We start from the raw sequence: 20,657 nt of genomic DNA, 5'->3' as shown, positions 1-20,657 counted from the left end.
TTGCGCGCTAGACCTCGATCAGGCGGTCCGGCAGTTCGTTCACGTCGTCATCCGCGCGGGGGAAGTGCTGCGCGAGCACCGTGCCGACTTTGCCCACGGCATCGACCAGACCGTCGGCGGCGCGATCCTGACGCAGGCCGGCCAGCAGCGCGGCCATGGCTTCTCCCCAAACTTCGCCGCTGACTTTGCCGGCAATTGCGGCGTCCGCGACAATTTCCGCCCGGTGTTCGGCGCGGCTGACATAGATCAGCACCCCGGTGCGGCCCGTGGTGCGCCGTTCCGCGCCGACCTTGAAACAGGTGATTGCCCGTGCCCGCACCCGTGCCGCCTTGATATGGCGCGGCACCAGCAGCCATTTGAGCGGTTGCCACAGCTGCAGTGCCAGCATCGCCAGGAACTTGGCCATGGCGACCATGGCAGCAAGCACCAGCACCGCTTGCGGAGTCCATTCGTGTTCCCACCGGCCCAGCACCTGGTCGATCAGCGGCAAGTAATAGTGCGGGAACAGCGACAGCACGGTCAGTGCAGTAAAGGCTGCCAGGGCCGACCAGGCCAGCGCGACATCGGTATAGCCGTCCGAACGATCGGCCATGATCGTCACGATCTCGCCCGCGCTTCGCAGTTCGGCGGCGTGGACCGCATCGGAGATGCGCTGGTGGTCCGGTTCGGTCAGCAGATTCGGATTGTTTGGCACTACCAGTCCCCCGAAGCGCCGCCGCCGTCGAAACCGCCGCCGCCGCCGCCAAAGCCGCCCCAGTCGCTTCCGCCACTGTCGCCGCCGCCAAAGCCGCCTCCGCCGCTCCAGCCACCATCGCGCCCGGAACCGCGCATCGCCTCGCTGATCCCCCACAGCACAATCCCGGGATCGATCCCGCTGCGCCGGCCGAACCGGCGTCCGCGCCGTCCGAACGCGAACATGAAGAACAGCATCAGGAACAGCCAGAACACTACGCTGCCTGCACTGTCGCCGCCCGATTGCGAGCCTGATTGACGCGCCGCCTCGGCAGCGGCGGCAGCTTCGGCCACAGCCTTGGCGTCGGTGGGATCGCGGTTCATCTGGGCGATCAGCGCATCGACCCCGGCATTGATCCCGCCGCCGATGTCACCGGCCTTGAACCGGGGGGAAACCAGTTCGCGAATAGTGCGGCCTGAAAACGCATCGGTTACGCGGCCTTGCGCGCCAACTGCGGCGTGGATGCGGATCTTGCGTTCGGCGGGGGCGATCAGGAACAGGATGCCTTCCTGGCTCTCCACGCCACCAATCCCCCAGGCCTGGGCCAGATCCTGGGCATAGCGTTCGACCACCTGGCCATCGAGCGCGGGCACCGTGGCCACCACGATCGCGCGCCCGGTGGCCTTGTTATAGGCGATCAGCTTTTGCGCCAGCGCGGCTTCCTGATCATCCGGGATGATCGCCGCCGCATCAAGGATCGGCCCGTTCGGCCGCGCTGGCAGGGCGGCGTAGGCTGGCGACCCGACCAGAGTCAGGATCGCCAGCCAGCAGAGCATCAGCAGCCGCATGGGCGTGCCTTTCCGTTGCTCCCGCGCTTACTGCGCCGCAGCCGCAGGCTTGGCGGCAGGAGTGGCCGCATCATTGTCATTGGCGGGTGCCGCTGCCGGAGCGCCGCCAAAATCGACCTTGGGTGCCTTGTCTGCACCGGCGTCGGCCTTGAACGATTCCATCGGCTTGGCGCCATAGATCACCTTGGCACCGATCGCGTCGGGGAAGGTCCGGATCGTGGTGTTATAGGACTGCACCGCAGTGTTGTATTCGCGGCGGGCTTCGTTGATCCGGTTTTCGGTGCCGGTCACTTCGTCCATCAGATCGCGGAAACCCTGCTGGCTTTGCAGCTGCGGATAGTTTTCGACCACGGTGCGCAGCTGGCCCAGCGCCTGGGTCAGCTGGTTCTGCGCGTTCTGGAACTTGTTGAAGGTTTCCGGGTTCGACAGATCTTCGGTCTTGATGTTGATCGAAGTGGCCGATGCGCGCGCCTCGGTCACCTGGGTCAGGATCTGGGTTTCGGATGCGGCCGCACCCTTCACCGTCGCGACCAGATTGGGGATCAGATCGGCACGGCGCTGATAGGCGCTTTCGACGTTGCCCCATTTGGCCTTGGCGTTTTCTTCAGCCGTGGGGACCGAATTGATCCCGCAGGCGGCGAGGCTCAGCGATGCGCCGAGCGCGAAAGCGGCACTGGCAAGACGGCGGACAAGCGATGCGGACATGGCAGTAGCGTTCCTCTCATCAAGCGGCCGGAGCCGCGACTTTTGTTGATATGGATAGGCCGCGCCCGGGTTCAAGGAGGCACGGTGTAATTTCGTAGAAATCAAAGCATTGTTGTGACGTCATGGCTTTTGTGGCAGCGTCCCGCCCGGTCCAGAACTGGATGGGGAGCTTATGCAATGTCAATGATGTCGGAATTCAAGGAATTCATTTCCAAGGGTAATGTGCTCGATCTCGCGGTCGGTGTGATCATCGGTGCCGCTTTTGGCAAGATCGTGACCTCGCTGACCGAAGATCTGATCATGCCCCTGATCGGCAAGGTGTTTGGCGGGCTCGATTTCACGAGCAAGTACATCGTGCTGTCGGGTGAAGTCGCGCCGGGCACGCCTCTGGCTGCCGCGCGTGAAGCCGGGGCCAATGTGCTGGCCTATGGCAGCTTCTTCACCGCGCTGATCAATTTCGTGATCATGGCCTGGGTGATCTTCATGATCGTCAAGGCTGCGAACAAGGCCATGCCGGCGGCTCCTGCTGCACCGGCCGGGCCGAGCGAAGTCGATCTGCTGACCGAAATCCGCGACGCTTTGAAGAAGTAAGCGCGCCTGCCTCCTCCCCCTCCTCTTCAGAGGAGGGGGAGGAGGCAGGNAGTAAGCGCGCCTGCCTCCTCCCCCTCCTCTTCAGAGGAGGGGGCCGGGGGGTGGTGGCGGCCCGAAACGCCGCCTCATAACCACACCACCCCCAAACCCCCTCCTCTGAAGAGGAGGGGGCTTTCCAGCCCTTTTCTTTTAACCTCCTGCGCCTATATAGGCTCCTGCCGGGTTCGCCCGGCTATGGTGATAAATTGCGGCGTGCAATAGATGCAGCGGACCCGGGGGCGGTACCCGGCGGCTCCACCACCACCATTCGGACGGTCCTTTAGGGGATCAGGGCCGAAGCCCGGTTGTCGCCGGGGTGATGATGGGGCCGAACTAGGATCGACGTGTGTTGAAAAGCGCAGTTTTTACCCGGGCTGAGTAACCCGTTCAAGGCTCAAAACTCACAAGTGCCAACGACAACGAAGCACTTGCTCTCGCCGCGTAATGTGACTGGCCTCACGGCCTGAATTTACAAAGCGAAAGCACGGTTCGGACCGAACCGGGTAACAGAATCGGAAACCGGGCGTCCGGGGGTACGTAGCAACAGAAACCCCCACCTTCCATTCATCGCTGGATTGCTCCATGCCGGGCTGCAAACGGCCATTCTTTGCGCTTCCGGTGCTCACGTACTGAAGTACGCTGCGCGCCGGTTCTCAAGCCTGACCGTTTTCGCTCCGGCCTGAAGCAATCCAGCGACGAATGGACTGGCCCCTCAAAACACCGTCTCAGGCTGTTCCGCCACGCGCTTTTCGTGTTTCAGGCAATCCAGGATCTTGGCCCCGGCCATGAACACCGCGCCGGTGCAGGCCAGGAACAGCAGCTTGCCGCCCATACCGGGAAAGCGCTGCATATAGATGCTGCCGCGTTCGACCGCGCCCGTGGCGAGGGCATAGATGATCAGGTACGCCTCGACCGGGGTCTTGATGACAAACAGGCGCCCGATCAGTTGCAGCATGGTCCCTCGCAAGTGTTAACGCGATACACAGCAACGATCATGCCACAGGCGGATTTCCGCGCAAGCGATTGGTAAACGCCGGCCCGGTTGTAAAGGGCACCGACAGATCAGGCCAGTTCGCCAAGGTCCAGCGCTTCGAGCAGGGCCAGCCGCGCAGCGATGACTTTGGCGGCCAGACCTTCGCTGCCGATCTCGGCAGGGGCGATGGTTTCGGGCCAGTGCGCGGTGATCACCGCCTCGATCCGGTCGGCCTTGGCTGCATCCAGCATGAAGCGCGGATCAACCGTGGCCGGATCGGCCACCACCCGCAGCCGCAAACAGGCCGGGCCGCCACCATTGGCCATCGATTGCCGGACATCGACCGGCAGAACCCGTCGGATCGGCCCGTTGCTGGCCAGCATCCCATCCAGCCAGGCGCGCACGCGGGGATGCTCCCAGGCTTCCAGCGGGATCACCAGCGCCATTTCTCCACCGGGCAGGGTGAGCAGCTGGGCGTTGAACAGGTAGCTTTTGATCGCGTCCGCCAAAGACACGGCGCTGGCCGGAACTTCGACGATCTCCGCCTCGGGCAAGGCAGCGCGGATCACCGCGTAAGTGCCTGCCGGATCGGCAAAGGCCAATTCGTGCGTGAACAGCACCCGCTCGTTCGCCACGGCGACCACATCGTTGTGAAACGCCCCCGCCGCGATCGCTGCGGGGTTCTGCTCGATGAACAGCACGCGTGCCGGATCGAGCCTGTGGAGCCGTGCCACGGCCCGGCTTGCCTGTTCGTGCTGGCGCGCCGGGAACGCGCCCCCGCTGGTGCCATAGACGAACAGTTCCAGCCCCGGCGCGGCATGGCTGGTCCCCATCCGCATATGGTTCGCCGCGCCTTCATCACCAAAGCACCCGGGCACCGCGTCGTGGAGCGCGAAGTGGGCGGCATCGGCAAAGGCGAGCCGCAGCTGGCGCAGCGTATCAGGCCATTCCTGGCTGCGGTGCGGCATGGTGACGAGGTTGGCGGCGGTCAGGTGGCAGCGCCCATCCGCCGTGTCTGCCGCCGGGCTGACCGTGGCGGCATTGGCGGTCCACATCGAAGAGGCTGACCACGCCGCTGCCAGCAGCCGCCGGTCCTCGCTGCCATCCGCGCCGATCGCGCTCAGAAAGCGCGGGTTGGGGCGGGGCAGGGGCAGCAGGAAGCCCTGCGCCAGTCCCAGCGCCAGATTGTGCCGCATCTTGCCGAGCCCCTGCAGCGCCGCCGCGCGCGGGAACGACGCATCGCCCGCGTGACTGGCCGAGGCGAGGTTGCCCAGGCTCAGGCCGGCATAGTTGTGGCTGGGGCCGATGATCCCGTCGAAATTGATTTCCTGCAGCATGCGCTCACCACCGGGCCACGTGGGTCACCGTCTCACCTGGCTCGACCTCAAGTGTTCTGGCGCATTCCGGGTCAATCACGATCCCGTCACCGCTGGGCGCGATCCAGCCATAGGCGCAGCGGAAATCCGCCAGTCTGCCGCAGGCGATAAGGCGCTTTTCCCCGGCCTGGTGTTCGCCAAGACCTGCGTCCACGCCACGCACCACATCATCCGCCGCTTCGCGCACCGAACGGATCTGGTCGGTCCGGGCGGTCATGGTCGGGCCGCCATCGAAGATGTCGATGTAGTTTTCCCAGGCGAACCCTTCCTCTTCCAGCATTCGCATCGCGGCGCGGCCGGTGGGGTGGGGCACGCCGATTACCGCACGGGCATGTTCGGTCAGCATGGCGATATAAACCGGGTGCTTGGGCATCAGATCGGCGATGAACTGGTTGCCGAACCGGGCATTGAATTCGTCCGCATCCTGGAAATTCATCCCGAAGAACCGCCCGGCCACCCCGTCCCAGAACGGCGATCCGCCAGCCTCGTCGATCACTCCGCGCAGTTCGGCCAGACAGCGGTCGGCAAAGCGGGCGCGGTGGTTGCGGATGAACATGTACCGGCTGCGCGCGATCAGCAGCCCCAGCCCGCCCGCGCGCTCGCCCGGATGCAGGAACAGCCCGCCCACTTCACTCGCTCCTTCAAGATCGGTCGACAAGTTCAGGATATCAGCCCGAAAAGTGCGTTCCAGTTCGGCGCTGTGCTGGGTCAGCGCGCCGATCCGGTAGGAATAGAACGGCCACTTCAGCCCCACGGCCGAGAATACCTGACAGGTGCCGCGCACTTCGCCGGTCGCGGTGTTTTCCAGCATGAACACGAACAGATCGTCACCCACATCATCGCCCGCGCGTGCAAACCCGGCGGCGCTGCGTTCCAGCTTGGCCATCAGCGCCTTGCGGTCTGGCGGCAGGTTGGTGAAGCCGCCGCCGGTGCGCTTGGCCATCTCATACAGGTGCTGCAGGTCAGTTTCGCGCGCGGCGCGGATCACGAAAGTCAAAGCGGTACTCCAATGGCTAGACGGTGCAGGACGAGTGCAGACAGGCGGGCGCGTTCGGCCAGACTGGGGACGATCAGGAACTCGTCCGGGGAATGAATCGCTCCGCCGCGCACTCCCATGGTATCGACCACGGGCACCCCGCAGGCGGCGATATTGTTGCCATCGCAGACCCCGCCGCTGGCGATGCGGCTGATCGGCTGGCCCAGCAGGGCCGAACATTCCTCAACCACGCCGAACAGCTTCTCGGCGCGGGCATCGATTGGCTTTGGCGGGCGGCTGATCCCGCCGTGGCGGTGGATATGAACTTCATGTTCAGTCTCAATCCGGGCAATCAACTTTTTGATTTCCTGATCAAACGTCTGCGCCAGCTCCAGCTCGCGCGGGCGGATGTTGAAGCGCAGTACGGCCATGTCCGGCACCACGTTGTTCGCGCTGCCGCCGTCAATCCGCGCCGGATTGATGCTCAGCCCTTCTCGCTCCAGCGCTTTTAACCCCAGCGCCAGCGCGGCGGCGGCGACCACTGCGTTGCGGCCGTCCTGCGGGTTGCGCCCGGCGTGGGCCGAACGGCCAGTCACGACCAGGCTGTAGTTCCCGCTGCCGGCACGCGCCCCGGCCAGCGTGCCATCGGGCAGGGCGCTCGGCTCATAAGTCAGCGCCGCCGCCTTGCCGCGCGCCAGCTCTGCAATCAGCGGGGCAGAGGAAAGGCTGCCGGTCTCTTCGTCGGAATTGATCAGCACGTCATAGCCGGTGGCTTGCGCCGCCGGGCTGGTTTCAAACGCCAGCAGCGCCGCCAGAATCACCGCGATCCCGCCCTTCATGTCAGCCACGCCGGGGCCGTTCAGCGTGGCATCGTCCAGCCAGCGCTGTTGCTGGAACGGGTGGCTGGCGGGAAACACGGTGTCCATATGCCCGGTCAGCAGGAACCGCCGCTGGGCTTGTGGACGCACTCGCAGGACCAGATGGCGGCCATAGTCCACAGCCACCTCGCGCCCATCCGCGCTTACGGCAGAAACAGGGGCGGGCTGCTCCAGAGTCATCGCCCCGGGCAGTCCGGCAAAGGCATCGGCCAGCATAGCTGCCTGTTCGGCCAGCCCTGCCAGATTGCCGGTGCCGGTGTTGATCGCGCTCCATGCCTGGACCTGCGCCAGCATTGGCTTGGCATCGACCATGTCGAGCAGCGCTAGTTCGGTGGAGGAAAGTGTTTGCATCTGAAACCTTCTCTAGCCGAGAGCCGGGAGCAGTCCAACCCCACCATTGCCATGCTTTCGCACATGCGGCATAGCGCTCGAATTCCTCCCCGGAATCGCCGATGATCTTTGCCGCGCCGCGCAGGCCGCGCGGTGTGAATGTGTGTGAGGACCAATGACTGACCGGGTTACGAAGAACGGATTGCACGTCGATACCGCGCTGGCCACTTTCATCGAAAGCGAAGTGCTCGCCCCGCTGGGGCAGGATGCAGGTGCGTTCTGGGCCGGGTTCGCGGCACTGGTGGAACGCTTTGTCCCGGTAAACCGCGCGCTGCTGGCCAAGCGCGATGATATGCAGGCGCAGATCGATGCCTGGCATGTGGCCCGCGCCGGCAAGCCGATCGAAGCCGGGGAATACCAGGCCTTCCTGCGCGACATTGGCTATCTGGTGCCAGAGCCTGCACCGTTTGCGATTGGCACGCAGAACGTCGATGCCGAAGTGGCGACCATGGCCGGGCCGCAACTGGTGGTGCCGGTGCTCAACGCTCGCTTTCTGCTCAACGCGGCCAATGCGCGTTGGGGCAGTTTGTACGATGCCTATTACGGCACCGACGCGCTCGATGCCGCACCGGCGCGGCCGGGTGGTTATGATACGGTTCGCGGTGCGGCAGTGATCGCGGCCGCGCGGGCCTTCCTGAACAGCGCCATTCCCGGCTGGGAAGCGGCGCTGCATGGTGAGGCGTGCGAACATCTGGTGGCAAGTAAGCCGGGCGGTTACCTGTTCAGGCACAATGGCTTGCATATCGAAGTTGTGATCGATCCGCAGCATCCGGTGGGCAAGGACGATCCGCTGCATATCGCGGACGTCATGCTGGAAGCGGCGTTGACCACGATCTGCGACATGGAAGATTCGGTCGCGGCCGTTGACGCTGAGGACAAGCTGGCGGCCTATCGCAACTGGCTGGGCGTGATCCGCGGCGACTTGTCCGAAAGCTTTGAAAAGGGCGGGCAGACCATGACCCGCACCCTCAGCGGCGATCGGCAGTGGGGCGATCTGGCCCTGTCCGGACGCAGCTTGCTGTTTGTGCGCAATGTCGGCCACCTGATGACCAACCCGGCGGTACTGCTGGCCGATGGCAGCGAGATTCCCGAAGGGATCATGGATGCGGTCCTGACCAGCGCAATTGGCGCGCATGACGTGCGCGGGCTGGGCAAGTATCGCAACAGCCGCCAGGGCAGCGTCTACATCGTCAAGCCCAAGCAGCACGGGCCCGAGGAATGCCAGTTTACCAACGATCTGTTCGACGGCGTCGAAGATCTGCTGGGGCTGGCCCGCCACACGATCAAGGTTGGGGTGATGGACGAGGAACGCCGCACCAGCGCGAACCTTGCCGCCTGCATCCATGCGGTGAAGGACCGGATCGTGTTCATCAACACCGGCTTCCTTGACCGCACCGGGGATGAAATTCACACCTCGATGCGGGCCGGGCCGATGATCCGCAAGGGCGCGATGAAGCAGAGCGCCTGGATCGCGGCCTACGAAGCGCGCAACGTCCAGATCGGGCTCGCTTGCGGGCTGTCGGGCAAGGCGCAGATCGGCAAGGGCATGTGGGCCGCGCCGGATATGATGGCGGACATGATGGTCCAGAAAATCGGCCACCCCAAAGCCGGGGCCAACACCGCCTGGGTGCCCAGCCCGACTGCGGCAACGCTGCACGCGATGCATTACCACCAGGTCGATGTCTTTGCAGTGCAACAGGAACTGGCGCTGCGCCCCACGCCGGGGCTTGATGACCTGCTGACCGTGCCGCTGGGGCTGGGGGTGAACTATTCCGAAGCCGAAGTGCGCGAGGAACTGGACAACAACGCACAGGGGCTGCTGGGCTATGTTGTGCGCTGGATCGATGCCGGGGTCGGCTGTTCCAAGGTGCCGGACATCAATGACATTGGTCTGATGGAAGACCGCGCGACGCTGCGCATTTCCAGCCAACACATGGCCAACTGGCTGCTGCACGGGATCTGCACCGAAGCGCAAGTGATGGATTCGCTGCGGCGCATGGCGGCCAAAGTCGATGCGCAAAACGCGGGCGATGCGGGCTATGAACCCTTGGTGGGCAACGAGGATGGCGCCGCGTTCCGAGCTGCGCTCGATCTGGTGTTCAAGGGGGTGGAACAGCCGAGCGGTTATACCGAACCGCTGCTGCATGCCTGGCGGCGGGTGCGGAAGGGGTAAATCCCCCCTCTCCGTTCCGGGGAGGGACTTAGGCTCTCAGCTCCCGCGCTACGCTCACAAATTCCGCCACGCTCAACGTTTCCGCGCGGCGGGCCGGGTCGATCCCCAGCCGCTCCAGCGCGTCCAGTGCGCCGGGCAGGCCTTTCAAACTCTGGCGCAGCATCTTGCGGCGCTGGCCGAAGGCCAGTTCGGTGACGCGCTCAAGCGTGCGGGCGGATACGCCCTGCGGCATATCCGCAGGCGTCACGTGGACAATCGCACTCATCACTTTGGGCGGCGGGGTGAACGCGCTGCGGTGGACTTTCAGCGCCAGCTTCGCGCTCGCGCGCCACTGTGCCAGCACGGCCAACCGGCCATAGGCACTTTGCTCTGCTGGGCTGGCGATGATCCGTTGGGCCACTTCCTGCTGGAACATCAGGGTCAGGCTGGCCCATTGCGGCGGCCAGGCTTCACCTCCCAGCCAGCCCACAAACAGCGCGGTGCCGACGTTGTAGGGCAGATTGGCGACGATGTGGAACGGGCCCTCGATCCCGTGCGCCACTTTCATCGCATCGCCTTCGATCACGCGCAATTGGCCGGGAAACGCCTCGGCCAGTTCGGCCAGCGCGGGCAGGCAGCGGCGATCCATCTCGATCGCGGTCACTTGCGCCCCGGCGCGCAGCAAGGCGCGGGTCAGCCCGCCGGGGCCAGGGCCAACCTCCAGCACCTGCTGACCTTGCAACTTGCCGGGAATTGCGGCGATCCGGCTGAGCAGCTGTTCGTCGAACAGGAAATTCTGGCCGAGCGCCTTGCTGGCTTGCAGGCCGTGGCGGGCAATCACGTCGCGCAGAGGAGGGAGTGTGGTGGTCACACCATTCCCTTACCCGTTCGTGTCGAGCGAAGTCGAGACACCTCGCGCGAAGTGTCTCGACTTCGCTCGACACGAACGGATACTGATTTCAGAATTCCCATTCCCCCATGCGCCGCATCGCGCAGAGCCCCGCCATGCGGATCGCGGCGATCATCGCGCCGGGGTCGGCCTGGTTCTTTCCGGCGATCGTGAAGGCAGTGCCGTGGTCGGGGCTGGTGCGGATCGCGGGCAAGCCCAGCGTGACGTTGACCCCCTGGTCAAAATCGAGTGCCTTCAAGGGAATCAGCGCCTGATCGTGGTACATGCACAGCGCCGCATCATAGCTGGCGCGGGCGCGCGGGGCGAACAGGGCGTCGGCGGGGTGCGGGCCGGTTACGTGCAGCCCTTCGGCTTGCAAGGTGGTGATCGCGGGCGCGATGATCCGCGTTTCCTCATCGCCCATCCGGCCTTCCTCACCGGCATGGGGATTGAGCGCGGCGATCGCGAGGCGCGGGTGTTCGATCCCGAAATCCTGCCGCAAGGCCTGCGCAACAATCCGCGCGCGGCGCACGATCAACTCGGCCGAGAGCCGGGCAGGAACTTCGCTGAGCGCGATATGTACTGTCAGCGGCACAGTGCGCAATTGCGGCCCGGCGAGCATCATCACCGCGTCCTCTGCCGCCACGCCGCAGGCAGCAGCGACGAATTCGGTCTGGCCGGGATGGGTAAAGCCCACTTCGGCCAGCCGCGCCTTGGCGATCGGGCCAGTGACCAGCCCGGCGGCTTCGCCCGCCACCGTCAGACGGCAAGCCTCATCCAGACTGGCCAGCGCCAGTTCCGCGCCCGCGTGGTCAGGTGCGCCGGGGTGATAGTCGCAATCGATCCCGGCCAGCACCGGCAGGCTGTAATCAAAGCAGTCGAGTGCTTCGGCCGGGTGATAGATCTGGGTGATCGGCAGGCTGATCCCCCGGCTGTGCGCGGCCTGTGCCAGCAGATCCGGCCCGCCCGCGACGAAGAACGGCACCAGCTCGTCCGCTTCGCGCCGGGCCCAGGCAGCCGCAATCAGTTCAGGACCGACGCCCGCCGGATCGCCCAGCGATACAGCGAGCGCCGCCCCGTTCATTGGCTCAATCGTAATCGATCACGGCGTCGCGGCGCAGGTCGCGCAGATAGGTCTGGGCGCGCTTGTTGACGCGTTCGTCCTCGATCTGTTGCTGGACCTGTTCGAAATTCGGCCCGCTTTCGACCTTGGGGTCATCGCGGCCGCACAGCATCAGCACCCGCACCCCGTCCTGGATCGATCCGAACGGCGGCGTGGTTTCGCCCATGTTGAGCGCCAGCACCATCTGTTGCAGCTGAGCCGGCAGATCGCGCGCCTTGATCTGGTCATTGGTGACCACTTCCGCGCCGAGTCCCTTGGCTACATCGTCCACCATCCCGCAACCGCGCGCGGTCTGCATCGCGTCGGCAAAAGCCTTGGCTTTGGCGGTGGCCTGGGCCTCGGTCGCGCCGGGCGGGAAGCTGATTGAAACCTGCTTGAGGCTGAGCAGTGCATCGCGCGGATCGGCGGTCAGCACCTGACGCTTGTCGATCAGCAGCATGATCGAGAAGCCGCCGCGGATTTCGACCGGGCCAACCAGCTGACCGGTTTGCAAGCCGGTGAGCGAGCTCGACAGTTCAGTGGGCAGCTGGGCCAGCCGGATCCAGCCCAGATCGCCGCCGACCGCTGCGGTCGAAGCTTCGGAGAACTGGCGAGCATAGCCGACAAAGCTGCCGCCACCCTTGAGCTGTTCAACGATCTTCTGTGCGTTCTGGTATACAGCTGCCTTGTTTTCCTCGTTGGCGGAAAGGTAAATTTCGCCGACGCGGTATTCCTCGGTGCCCTTGGCTTCGTTCATCCGCTTGACCACATCGCGCACTTCTTCGTCAGACACGTTGACGAACGGCTGGATGTTGCGGCGCATCAGCCGCTGCCACGACAGTTCGCCGCGGATCTGGCGTTTGAGCGAGGCGGCGGAGGAGCCGATCTTGGCAAGCTGGGTGTCCAGCGCCTTGACGTCCAGACCAAAGTTCTGGGTGGCGATGCGGGCATAGGTCTGCTCAACCTCGCTATCCTCAACCTCGATCTTCTGGGCCCTGGCTTCCTGAATCTGGAGCGTTTCGTCCATCAGGTTGCGCAGAACCTGCATCTTGAGGCGGGTCTTTTCATCGTCGCTCACTTTGCCGCCACTGGCGTTGACAATCAGCGCTACGCGCTGATCCACGTCGGTGCCGGTCACAATCTCACCATTGATCACCACAGTCGCCTTGCGGTTGTTGGGATCGTTCTTGGTGAAGAATTCAGGATTGGTGGGCAGGTTGAGCCCGCCCGCTGAATTGCTGGGACCAGCGTCTTGCGCCACGGCATGGGCCGTCAGACCGGCGGCGGCCAGAACCATCAGGCTGGCGGCAAACCGGGTCGAAATGCGGGAGAGTGAAGTGCGTTCCACGGTATTTCCAAATCCCCAAAACGGCGGGCAACCCCCGCCGGACTTGCTTGGCCAATGGCGTCTTGCGGCTTAACCCAAGCTGAGCATGGGCCGGATAGCCTGTTTGGTGCAGAGTGCCAATCGCGGATCGCAGACTATCAACGGAAGCCCAGATTCCGCAGCGCGATATGAATCTGATAAGTGTTGCCGCGCTGGGCATCGCCCGTTGCCACGAAATCGCGCCGCCAGGTCAGGTCCAGTTCCAGACAATCGTCCTGATAGGCAACGCCGATGCGGGTCCGCAGCGGTTCCCAGCCGTCGGTCGTGGCCAGCGGGTCTTCCTTCTTGCCGGTCAGGTTGACCACCGCCGATCCGAACAATGACCAATATTTGGCAAAGGCGACCCGGCCCGCAACGCGCAATTCCTCACGGTCCTTGAGATCTTCGATCGAAGCGGAGACATCGCGGTTCAACCTAAGATAGCCGAGTTCCAGATAGGTCCGTTCATTGCCCACGGCCGCGTCAAATTCGTTGCGGCGTACGGCCAGACTGTCTTTGTCGAGCCGGAATCGGTGGGTCAGCTTGACCAGATCCTTGAACCGCACTTCGGTGCGGCCGACGACGTCGGAGACGCGGCTGGACAGCCCGGTGCCATCGGGGAGCAGCGTGGGCCGGCTGGTCAGGCGATAAGACTGGCCGATCGTGGTCGAAACCCGCCAGCCGGGCCGCTCAAACTGCCAGTCGAGCCCATAGGTAAAGCGCACCCCGTCCTCCACCCGGTCATACCCGGGAAAGCGATTGAGCGCGAACAGGTTCGAATCTTCCAGATCGATCGCCCGGGCGTCTTCATTGGGTACGGCCAGGTTGCGCAGGGTTGGGCTGGCAACCACCTGAAAGCGCGGGGTCAGTACCTGGCTGCCGCCGGCGAACTTGCCGATCAGCGGCCACTTCACGTCCATCGCCGCTGTGGCCATGCCGCGCGCTTCCCAGCCGGGATTGCCGCGATAGATCGCCGTGGCCGTGGTGCTGTTCTGGTCCGAATGGTAGACGTCACCGCGCACCAGCGTGGTAAAAGTCACTTCCTGGCCCATGCTGGTCAGGCGGCGCAGATCCCACCGGGCACTGGCAAACGCGCGTTGGGTATCCTGCCCGGCGGTGCGGGTGATCGCGAGGCTGTTGACCTGCAATTCCACTTTGCCGCCCAGCACCGGATCGCTGATCCGGCGGCGATAATCCAGTTCCGGCAAGGCGACCGGGACCAGCCCCTGGCGGTCTCCCACCCGCAAGGTCTGGGTGGCCCAGCCTGCGATCGACAGATAGGAATTGTCATCAACCCGTTCCAGATCGGCCATCGAGCGCAGCCGGTCATCCCGGCTGATGTCATAGCGGCGCAGGAACGTGCGGTCAGACGCCACTCGTCCGGAAAAGGTCAGGCTCCAGTGGGGATCGAACTGGTAGCGGCCATTGGCATAGACATAGCCGCGGAAATCCTTGCTGCTGGTGGCAGCGCCCGAAATCGAAATGCGGCGGCTTTGCGTGACATAGCCGGTGACCTGATAGGCACCCTTGTCATTCAGCGCGCGGTACTGCGCCGAGATCATCGGCAGCGCCTTGGTATAGACATAGCCGGTCACCGCGATGTCGCGGTTGGGGGCCAGACGCTGGTAATAGCTTTCGGAGAATTCCACCCCGTTGGATGCCGACAGGCGCACGTCGGGGATCAGCAAGCCGGAAATCGGGCGGCCATCGGTGGTCACCACCAGCCCCGGCATCGGTAACAGCCGTGCCCCGAACAGTTCTAGCCGCGCGCCCTGGAACCGGACCCGCTTGTTGTCGGGATCATAGATCACCCGCTTCGCGGTGATCCGCCAGCTGGGGTTGCGCGGGCAGCCTGCGCTGTCTTCCACCGCGCAAGCACTGTAGGTGGCGTGATTGAGCAGGATCGTGCCGTCGTCCGCGCGCTCACCGCTCGCCGCTGCCAGTCGTCCGCCTTCGCGCAGCGCCAGCAGCATGTTGCGCATGGCCCCGGCCTTGAACTCATCGGACAGTTCAATCGTGTCAGTGAACAACTGATTGCCATCGGCATCGACCATCCGGATATTGCCGCTGGCTTCGATCTTGCCGGTCTGGCGGTTCCAGACGATCTTGTCTGCCACTACCGACTGGTCGCCGCGCTTCATCACCACATTACCGAACGCGGTGACGGTCTGGGCCTCGTCGTCATAGCTGACGCCGGTCGCCTCGAACCCGATCGGCAGGTTCTCTTCCTCACCTGAACTGACCACCGGTGCGGCCTGCTGCGCGGCTGCCGACAGCGGTGCGCCTGCGATCAGCAGCGCAAGCGCCGCCGCGCCGGAACGCCAGCTTTCAGGGCACAACAGGGACAGGGGCGGAAAGGCCCGCCGGAAGGGGTGCATGGCTTGCCTATCGCACCGCCCGCGCGTAACTGCAATGCACGCCAGCCACTGGTGGCAACGCTTTGCCGCAGTGGCACACTTTGCTTGCTGGAGAGCACATGAGAATTGAATTCATCGCCGGACCTTCGGCCCCCGCCTCTACTGCCGTGGCCCGGATCGTCAACCAGGATGCATTGCCGGCCGATCTGGACCCGGTGCTGGCCGAAGGCGCGCGAGCCAGCCGGTTCACTGGCAAGGCCGGGCAACTGTTCGAAGGTTTCGCCACAGTGGACGGCGCGGTCACCCGCGTCGCGCTGGCCGGGGCCGGAGATCCCAAGGCCAGGGACCGCGCCAGCGCCCTTGAACGCGCCGGGGCGGCGATCAGCGCCAAGTATCTCTCCGCCGGGATTGAGAGCGTGGGAATCGATTTCACCGGGACGGGGCTGTCGGCGAGTGACGCGGCGGCGGTGCTGCTTGGCGCGCGGCTGCGGGCGTGGCGCTATGACCTTTATCGCACCAGGCTGCCTGAAGATCAGAAGATCTCGCTGAAGGCGCTGCGGGTGCTGGGCGCACCTGAGGGTACCGAAGCCGCCTGGGCGGTAGAAGCCGCCTTGGCCGAAGGCGTTGAATTCACCCGCGAACTGGTGACCGAACCGGCCAATGTGATCTACCCCGAAAGCTTCGTCGCCCGCGCGCAAGAGCGGCTGGCCGGAACCGGGGTTGAGATCCGGGTGCTGGACGAGGCGGAAATGACCGCGCTCGGCATGGGTTCGCTGCTTGGCGTGGCGCAAGGCTCGGTGCGCAAGCCGCGCATTCTGGCGATGGTGTGGAACGGCGGCGCGGCAGGCGCCAAGCCGGTCGCCTTCGTGGGCAAGGGCGTGACGTTCGATACCGGCGGGATCAGCCTCAAGGCGCCGGCCGGCATGGAAGATATGAAGTGGGACATGGGCGGCGCCGGGGCGGTGGCCGGAACCATGCTCGCACTGGCCAAGCGCAAGGCCAAAGCCAACGTGGTCGGCATTTGCGGGCTGGTTGAAAACATGCCCGATGGCAACGCGCAGCGGCCGGGCGATGTCGTCACCTCGATGTCGGGGCAGACGATCGAAGTGATCAACACCGATGCCGAAGGGCGGCTGGTGCTGTGCGATTGCATCACCTGGACCCAGCAAACTTTCGCTCCCAGCGCCGTGATTGACCTTGCCACGCTGACCGGGGCGATGATCATCAGCCTGGGGCATGAACACGCCGGGATTTTCTCCAACGACGATGCCCTGGCCGACAAGCTGCTGGGTGCGGGTGCGGCCAGCGGTGACAAGCTGTGGCGTTTCCCGTTGGGTTCGGCCTATGACAAGCTGATCGACAGCCCGATTGCCGATATGAAAAACGTCGGCCCGCGCGAAGGTGGATCGATCACCGCTGCGCAGTTCATCCAGCGCTTCGTCGACAAGGGCATGGCTTGGGCGCATCTGGATATCGCGGGCATGGTCTGGGCCAGCAAGCCCGGCCAGACCTGGGACAAGGGCGCGACCGGATATGGCGTGCGGCTGCTTGACCGGTTCGTGCGGGATCACCTTGAAGGTTGATCCGTCGTACCTGACCCCTCCCGCTTGCGGGAGGGGAGTGAGACTTGGCGCGCCGCAGGCGGGCCTAGTCGCAGCGGGGTGGGCAACTTCCACCGCCGCTGGCCCACCCCCAACCCCTCCCGCAAGCGGGAGGGGGGTATGAAGGTTGATTTCTACCAGCTGAGCCGCGACCCGGCGGAACAGGTGGTGCCCTTGCTGGCGCGCAATACGCTTGGGCTGGGGCAGCGGCTGCTGGTGGTCAGCGAAGACAAGGACCAGCTGGGCCGGATCGGCGACGCATTGTGGGCGCGGGACGGCACCTTCCTGGCCAACGGGCAGGCGGGCGGTGACCATGATGCGCGACAGCCCGTACTGCTTTCTGCAGGCACCGAACCAGCCAACGGCGCGCGCTATGTGGTGTTGGCCGATGGCAAGTGGCGCGCAGAGGCCGAGGCGTTCGACCGGGTGTTTCTGCTGTTCGACGGTTCCACCATCGATGACGCGCGCGGCACCTGGCGCAGCCTGGACGGGCGCGACGGGCTGGAGCGCGCCTATTGGCGGCAAGAGGGCGGCAAGTGGATCAAGGCGGCGTGACGCTTTAGCTCCGTCTTCTTTAGAGGAGGGGTTGGGGGTGGTGTGGTCCCAAAGCGACGCTCTTTGCCGACGCCATCCCCCGACCCCACCTCTGAAGAGGAGGGGGCATACCGTGCCACACAGCACCTTGCAGCTTGGCGCATTCCCCGCTAGGGGCGCGGCCACTTTCCAACCGTAACGCACCCACAAGGAATTACCCATGGCGGTTACCCGCACCTTCTCGATCATCAAGCCCGACGCCACCCGCCGCAACCTGACCGGCGCGGTCACCAAGATGCTGGAAGAAGCCGGCCTGCGCGTGGTCGCTTCGAAGCGCATCCACATGAGCCGCGAACAGGCCGAAGGCTTCTATGCGGTCCACAGTGAACGCCCCTTCTTCGGCGAACTGTGCGAGTTCATGATGAGCGAACCGGTGGTCGTGCAGGTGCTGGAAGGCGAAGACGCCGTGAAGCGCAACCGCGACGTGATGGGCGCCACCAACCCGGCTGACGCCGCCGAAGGCACCATCCGCAAAGCGCTGGCGCTGTCGATCGGTGAAAACACCGTCCACGGTTCGGATTCGGATGAAAACGCGGCGATCGAAATCGCGTACTTCTTCAAGCCTGAAGAAATCGTCGGCTAAGCCGCGCTTTCCCCAGGTTTTTCGAAGCGGCTGCCGGAGCGATCCGGCGGCCGTTTTCGTTTGCGCGATAGTGTGGCAAAATTGTCATCACTGCATACTATTAGCATTTTCTTATGAGGATGCGATCAAGTTGACATACCCCTTTGATCGGACTGGACGTAGTTTGCAGCACCGGAAGGCCGCCGCACGAACGGCGGTCACGGTTAAATCAGAGAGGAGGCACCTATGCCCATTCATACTTTCAAGGCGGGACTGCGCGGTTCAGCTGCAGCAATGAGCATGGCGTTGCTGATGATCGCAGCCCCTGGGTTTGCCCAGACTGCCGATACCAGCGCAGATGGCGCCGTCGACGAAATCATCGTTACTGCGCAAAAGCGCGAACAGTCATTGTCCAAGGTCTCGCTGTCGGTTTCCGCGGTCGCGCCGGAACAGCTGGCCGATACGAATACGGTTGGCCTGGAAAGCCTCCAGAACATCGTCCCTTCGATCAGCTTTGGCAACGATTTCAACTTTGCCAAGTTGTTCATCCGCGGGATCGGCCTGTCGAGCTCGCTCCCCGGTGTCGATCCTTCGGTGGCACTGCACGTGGACGGAGCGGTCGTTTCGTTGCCACAGGCGCAGTTGGGTTCGATGTTCGATCTTGAACGGGTCGAAGTGCTGCGCGGACCGCAGGGTACGCTCTATGGCCGCAATGCCACGGGTGGTACGGTCAACCTGATTACCGCCAAGCCCACCGACCACCTCGACGGCTATGTTCGCCAGACGATCGGCGGAGACGCCGTGCTGATGCAGACCGACGCCGCGATCGGCGGCCCGCTGGCGGATGGTGTGTCGGCGCGCATTGCGGTGCAGCGGATCCATCGCAAGGGCTATGGGATCAACGAATACACTGGCAACGAAATCGATAATGCCAGCCAATGGTCGCTGCGCGGGCATTTACAGTTCAAGCCCAGCGAGCGGTTTACCGCGCTGTTCACAGGCGAACTTCACACCGAAGACGATCAATCGCTGGCGATCAAGTTTCGCGAACTGTCGTTCCCGGGCACGACCACGGCCAGCCTGACATCGTTGGGCCAGCGCACCAATCTTGACGGCAGCAAGGCAGCGTTTGCCAGCAATGTGCGCAATCTCAACACCAATTTCGACCCGATCAACGATCGCCGCCAATGGTCGCTGACAGGCGCCCTGACTTATGATGCCAGCGATGCGGTGATGCTCAAATCGACTTCAAGCTATCGCCGCTTCCGCGCTTACTTCTTCCACGATTTCGACATGTCGTCCTATCTTGGATATCGCCTGGCACAGACCAGCGCGACGCAGACAAGTGCCAACCACTGGCAGCCGGTCTGGCAAAACCAGTTCAGTCAGGATTTCCAGGCGAACTTTGAAACCGGCAAATTGCATGCGGTGACCGGCCTGTTCTATCTGAACGAGCACATCAATGTCGAAAACCACATCGGCTACGACGTGCTGACGAACAGCGATCCGTGGCGTGTCAAATTTGACGGCAGCATGGATATCGAAACGTGGGCAGCCTATGCCAACCTGACCTATGACCTGTCGGACCAGTTCTCGCTTAAGGCAGGCGGTCGTTACAGCTGGGAAGGGCGCCGTTATCGTAGCGATACGGGGATCGGCGCGGCCGCTACCGGGTTCGTTCAGGATCCGCTGCAATGGGATGCGCGCAAGACCTGGGACAACTTCTCGCCCTCGCTGGGCTTTGAATTCCGTCCTAACGATGCGGTGATGGCCTATTTCAACTGGTCGCGCGGGTTCAAGAGCGGGACCGCCGAAATCGGTTCGCGCCGGACTTCTGCGGCGCAAGTCACTCCCTTTGTCGATCCGGAAAAGGTCGAAGCCTTTGAAGGCGGGGTGAAATACGATGGCGGCGGGATCCAGGCCAACCTCGCCGTGTTCTATCACCGCCTGAAGAACGCGCAGTTCCAGCGGACTTTCCCGATCGCCGCCCCGCCATTCTTCGCCAGCCGTCTGGAAAACGCCGCGCAGTCGCGGGCCTATGGCGCCGAGCTTGAATGGCGTTGGAAGGTCAGCCCGGCCTTTTCGCTTGATGGGTCGGTGGCCTATCTCGATTCGAAATTCACGAAGTTCTTTTCGAAGGACCCGCTGAATGCGGCGCTGTTCGGCCCCGGTGGCGCAGCACTGCCGGATCAGGATCTTTCGGGCAATTATACCCGCATGTCGCCGCGCTGGTCGGTCAATCTCAATCCGGAATACCGGGTCGAGCTGGCGGGCGGCAGCATGGTCAAGTTCGGTGCCAATTTCGCCTATCGGGCGAAGCAGTATCACACCGAATTCAACGATGATCGTCTGGCCCAGGATGGTTACGTGATGCTGGATGCAAACGTGAAATGGACCGATTCCACCGATCGCTATTCGGTCAACCTGTGGATGAAGAACATCACCAACGAACTGATCTGGTCGGGCAGCTACGCGGTTGCCACCAGCCGCACTGTTGGCGGCACCCTGATGCCGCCGCGGACCTACGGTGTCACCCTGGGCATCGAATTCTGATCGGATAGCCAGGTGTGAATTGAACGGCCGCC

The 20,657-nt window shown here is 63.9% G+C and carries 17 protein-coding genes and 1 other RNA gene; 7 read left to right on the top strand and 11 right to left on the bottom strand.

Annotated features, from left to right (window positions below; genetic code table 11):
• Nucleotides 1-7: 7 nt before the first annotated feature.
• The 3 genes from MNBBLIKP_RS04010 to MNBBLIKP_RS04000 are packed head-to-tail and all read right to left on the bottom strand — an operon-like array spanning nt 8 to nt 2,226.
• Nucleotides 8-694 carry a TPM domain-containing protein gene (locus MNBBLIKP_RS04010; protein WP_088307707.1) on the bottom strand — a complete coding sequence of 229 codons (687 nt, stop codon included), beginning with the start codon at nt 692-694 and terminating at the stop codon, nt 8-10.
• Nucleotides 694-1,521, bottom strand: a complete 828-nt coding sequence (locus MNBBLIKP_RS04005) for a TPM domain-containing protein (RefSeq protein WP_088307705.1) — start codon at nt 1,519-1,521, stop codon at nt 694-696. The genes MNBBLIKP_RS04010 and MNBBLIKP_RS04005 overlap by 1 nt, the downstream gene beginning before the upstream one ends.
• Nucleotides 1,522-1,548: 27 nt before the next feature.
• Nucleotides 1,549-2,226 (bottom strand): LemA family protein, encoded by a 678-nt coding sequence (locus MNBBLIKP_RS04000; RefSeq protein WP_088307703.1) that lies wholly within the window; start codon nt 2,224-2,226, stop codon nt 1,549-1,551.
• Between the two features lie 183 nt (nt 2,227-2,409).
• Here MNBBLIKP_RS04000 and mscL point away from each other — a divergent pair, with 183 nt between their 5' ends.
• Both mscL and ssrA read left to right on the top strand, forming a co-directional pair.
• Nucleotides 2,410-2,817, top strand: coding sequence for a large conductance mechanosensitive channel protein MscL (mscL, locus tag MNBBLIKP_RS03995; protein ID WP_176399646.1), 408 nt, complete (start codon nt 2,410-2,412; stop codon nt 2,815-2,817).
• Nucleotides 2,818-2,995: 178 nt separating this feature from the next.
• Nucleotides 2,996-3,377, top strand: a transfer-messenger RNA (tmRNA) gene (gene ssrA, locus MNBBLIKP_RS03990).
• A gap of 191 nt (nt 3,378-3,568) precedes the next feature.
• Here ssrA and MNBBLIKP_RS03985 read toward each other — a convergent pair.
• The 4 genes from MNBBLIKP_RS03985 to MNBBLIKP_RS03970 form a co-directional block, all read right to left on the bottom strand.
• Nucleotides 3,569-3,811 (bottom strand): hypothetical protein, encoded by a 243-nt coding sequence (locus tag MNBBLIKP_RS03985; protein WP_088307698.1) that lies wholly within the window; start codon nt 3,809-3,811, stop codon nt 3,569-3,571.
• A gap of 107 nt (nt 3,812-3,918) precedes the next feature.
• Nucleotides 3,919-5,166, bottom strand: coding sequence for an N-succinylarginine dihydrolase (locus tag MNBBLIKP_RS03980; RefSeq protein ID WP_088307695.1), 1,248 nt, complete (start codon nt 5,164-5,166; stop codon nt 3,919-3,921).
• Between the two features lie 4 nt (nt 5,167-5,170).
• Nucleotides 5,171-6,202 carry an arginine N-succinyltransferase gene (locus tag MNBBLIKP_RS03975; protein WP_088307693.1) on the bottom strand — a complete coding sequence of 344 codons (1,032 nt, stop codon included), beginning with the start codon at nt 6,200-6,202 and terminating at the stop codon, nt 5,171-5,173.
• Nucleotides 6,199-7,410, bottom strand: a complete 1,212-nt coding sequence (locus MNBBLIKP_RS03970) for a hydrolase (protein WP_088307691.1) — start codon at nt 7,408-7,410, stop codon at nt 6,199-6,201. Before MNBBLIKP_RS03970 ends, MNBBLIKP_RS03975 begins: the two co-directional genes overlap by 4 nt.
• Before the next feature lie 154 nt (nt 7,411-7,564).
• Between MNBBLIKP_RS03970 and MNBBLIKP_RS03965 the strand changes: the two genes are divergently transcribed.
• On the top strand, nt 7,565-9,622 hold the full coding sequence (locus MNBBLIKP_RS03965; RefSeq protein ID WP_088307689.1) for a malate synthase G: 2,058 nt from the start codon (nt 7,565-7,567) through the stop codon (nt 9,620-9,622).
• Between the two features lie 28 nt (nt 9,623-9,650).
• Here the strand turns inward: MNBBLIKP_RS03965 and rsmA are convergent, their stop codons facing one another.
• From rsmA to MNBBLIKP_RS03945, 4 genes are all read right to left on the bottom strand, one after another.
• Nucleotides 9,651-10,472, bottom strand: a complete 822-nt coding sequence (gene rsmA / locus MNBBLIKP_RS03960) for a 16S rRNA (adenine(1518)-N(6)/adenine(1519)-N(6))-dimethyltransferase RsmA (protein WP_088307687.1) — start codon at nt 10,470-10,472, stop codon at nt 9,651-9,653.
• An 88-nt stretch (nt 10,473-10,560) separates the two neighbouring features.
• Nucleotides 10,561-11,574: a 4-hydroxythreonine-4-phosphate dehydrogenase PdxA gene (gene pdxA / locus MNBBLIKP_RS03955; RefSeq protein ID WP_088307685.1), complete on the bottom strand. Its 1,014-nt coding sequence runs from the start codon at nt 11,572-11,574 to the stop codon at nt 10,561-10,563.
• Between the two features lie 4 nt (nt 11,575-11,578).
• Nucleotides 11,579-12,889, bottom strand: a complete 1,311-nt coding sequence (locus MNBBLIKP_RS03950) for a peptidylprolyl isomerase (RefSeq protein ID WP_088307733.1) — start codon at nt 12,887-12,889, stop codon at nt 11,579-11,581.
• A gap of 188 nt (nt 12,890-13,077) precedes the next feature.
• Entirely contained in the window at nt 13,078-15,336 is a 2,259-nt protein-coding gene (locus MNBBLIKP_RS03945; protein WP_088307683.1) for an LPS-assembly protein LptD, read from the bottom strand.
• Nucleotides 15,337-15,434: 98 nt separating this feature from the next.
• On the opposite strand from MNBBLIKP_RS03945, the gene MNBBLIKP_RS03940 reads away from it, so the two are divergent.
• The 4 genes from MNBBLIKP_RS03940 to MNBBLIKP_RS03925 all read left to right on the top strand — a co-directional run bounded on the left by MNBBLIKP_RS03940 (nt 15,435) and on the right by MNBBLIKP_RS03925 (nt 20,625).
• Nucleotides 15,435-16,898, top strand: a complete 1,464-nt coding sequence (locus tag MNBBLIKP_RS03940) for a leucyl aminopeptidase (protein WP_088307681.1) — start codon at nt 15,435-15,437, stop codon at nt 16,896-16,898.
• A gap of 138 nt (nt 16,899-17,036) precedes the next feature.
• On the top strand, nt 17,037-17,471 hold the full coding sequence (locus MNBBLIKP_RS03935; RefSeq protein WP_088307679.1) for a DNA polymerase III subunit chi: 435 nt from the start codon (nt 17,037-17,039) through the stop codon (nt 17,469-17,471).
• A gap of 199 nt (nt 17,472-17,670) precedes the next feature.
• Nucleotides 17,671-18,093, top strand: coding sequence for a nucleoside-diphosphate kinase (gene ndk, locus MNBBLIKP_RS03930; protein WP_088307677.1), 423 nt, complete (start codon nt 17,671-17,673; stop codon nt 18,091-18,093).
• 225 nt (nt 18,094-18,318) lie between these two features.
• Complete coding sequence (locus MNBBLIKP_RS03925; RefSeq protein ID WP_088307675.1) at nt 18,319-20,625, top strand: TonB-dependent receptor; 2,307 nt, start codon at nt 18,319-18,321, stop codon at nt 20,623-20,625.
• The last annotated feature ends 32 nt before the right edge of the window (nt 20,626-20,657 follow it).

Origin of the sequence: Novosphingobium sp. B 225 (assembly GCF_002198665.1) — a bacterium.
GTDB lineage: Bacteria > Pseudomonadota > Alphaproteobacteria > Sphingomonadales > Sphingomonadaceae > Novosphingobium.
Note: the sequence above shows the minus strand (reverse complement) of the source record. Positions and strands in the feature narration are given on the sequence as shown.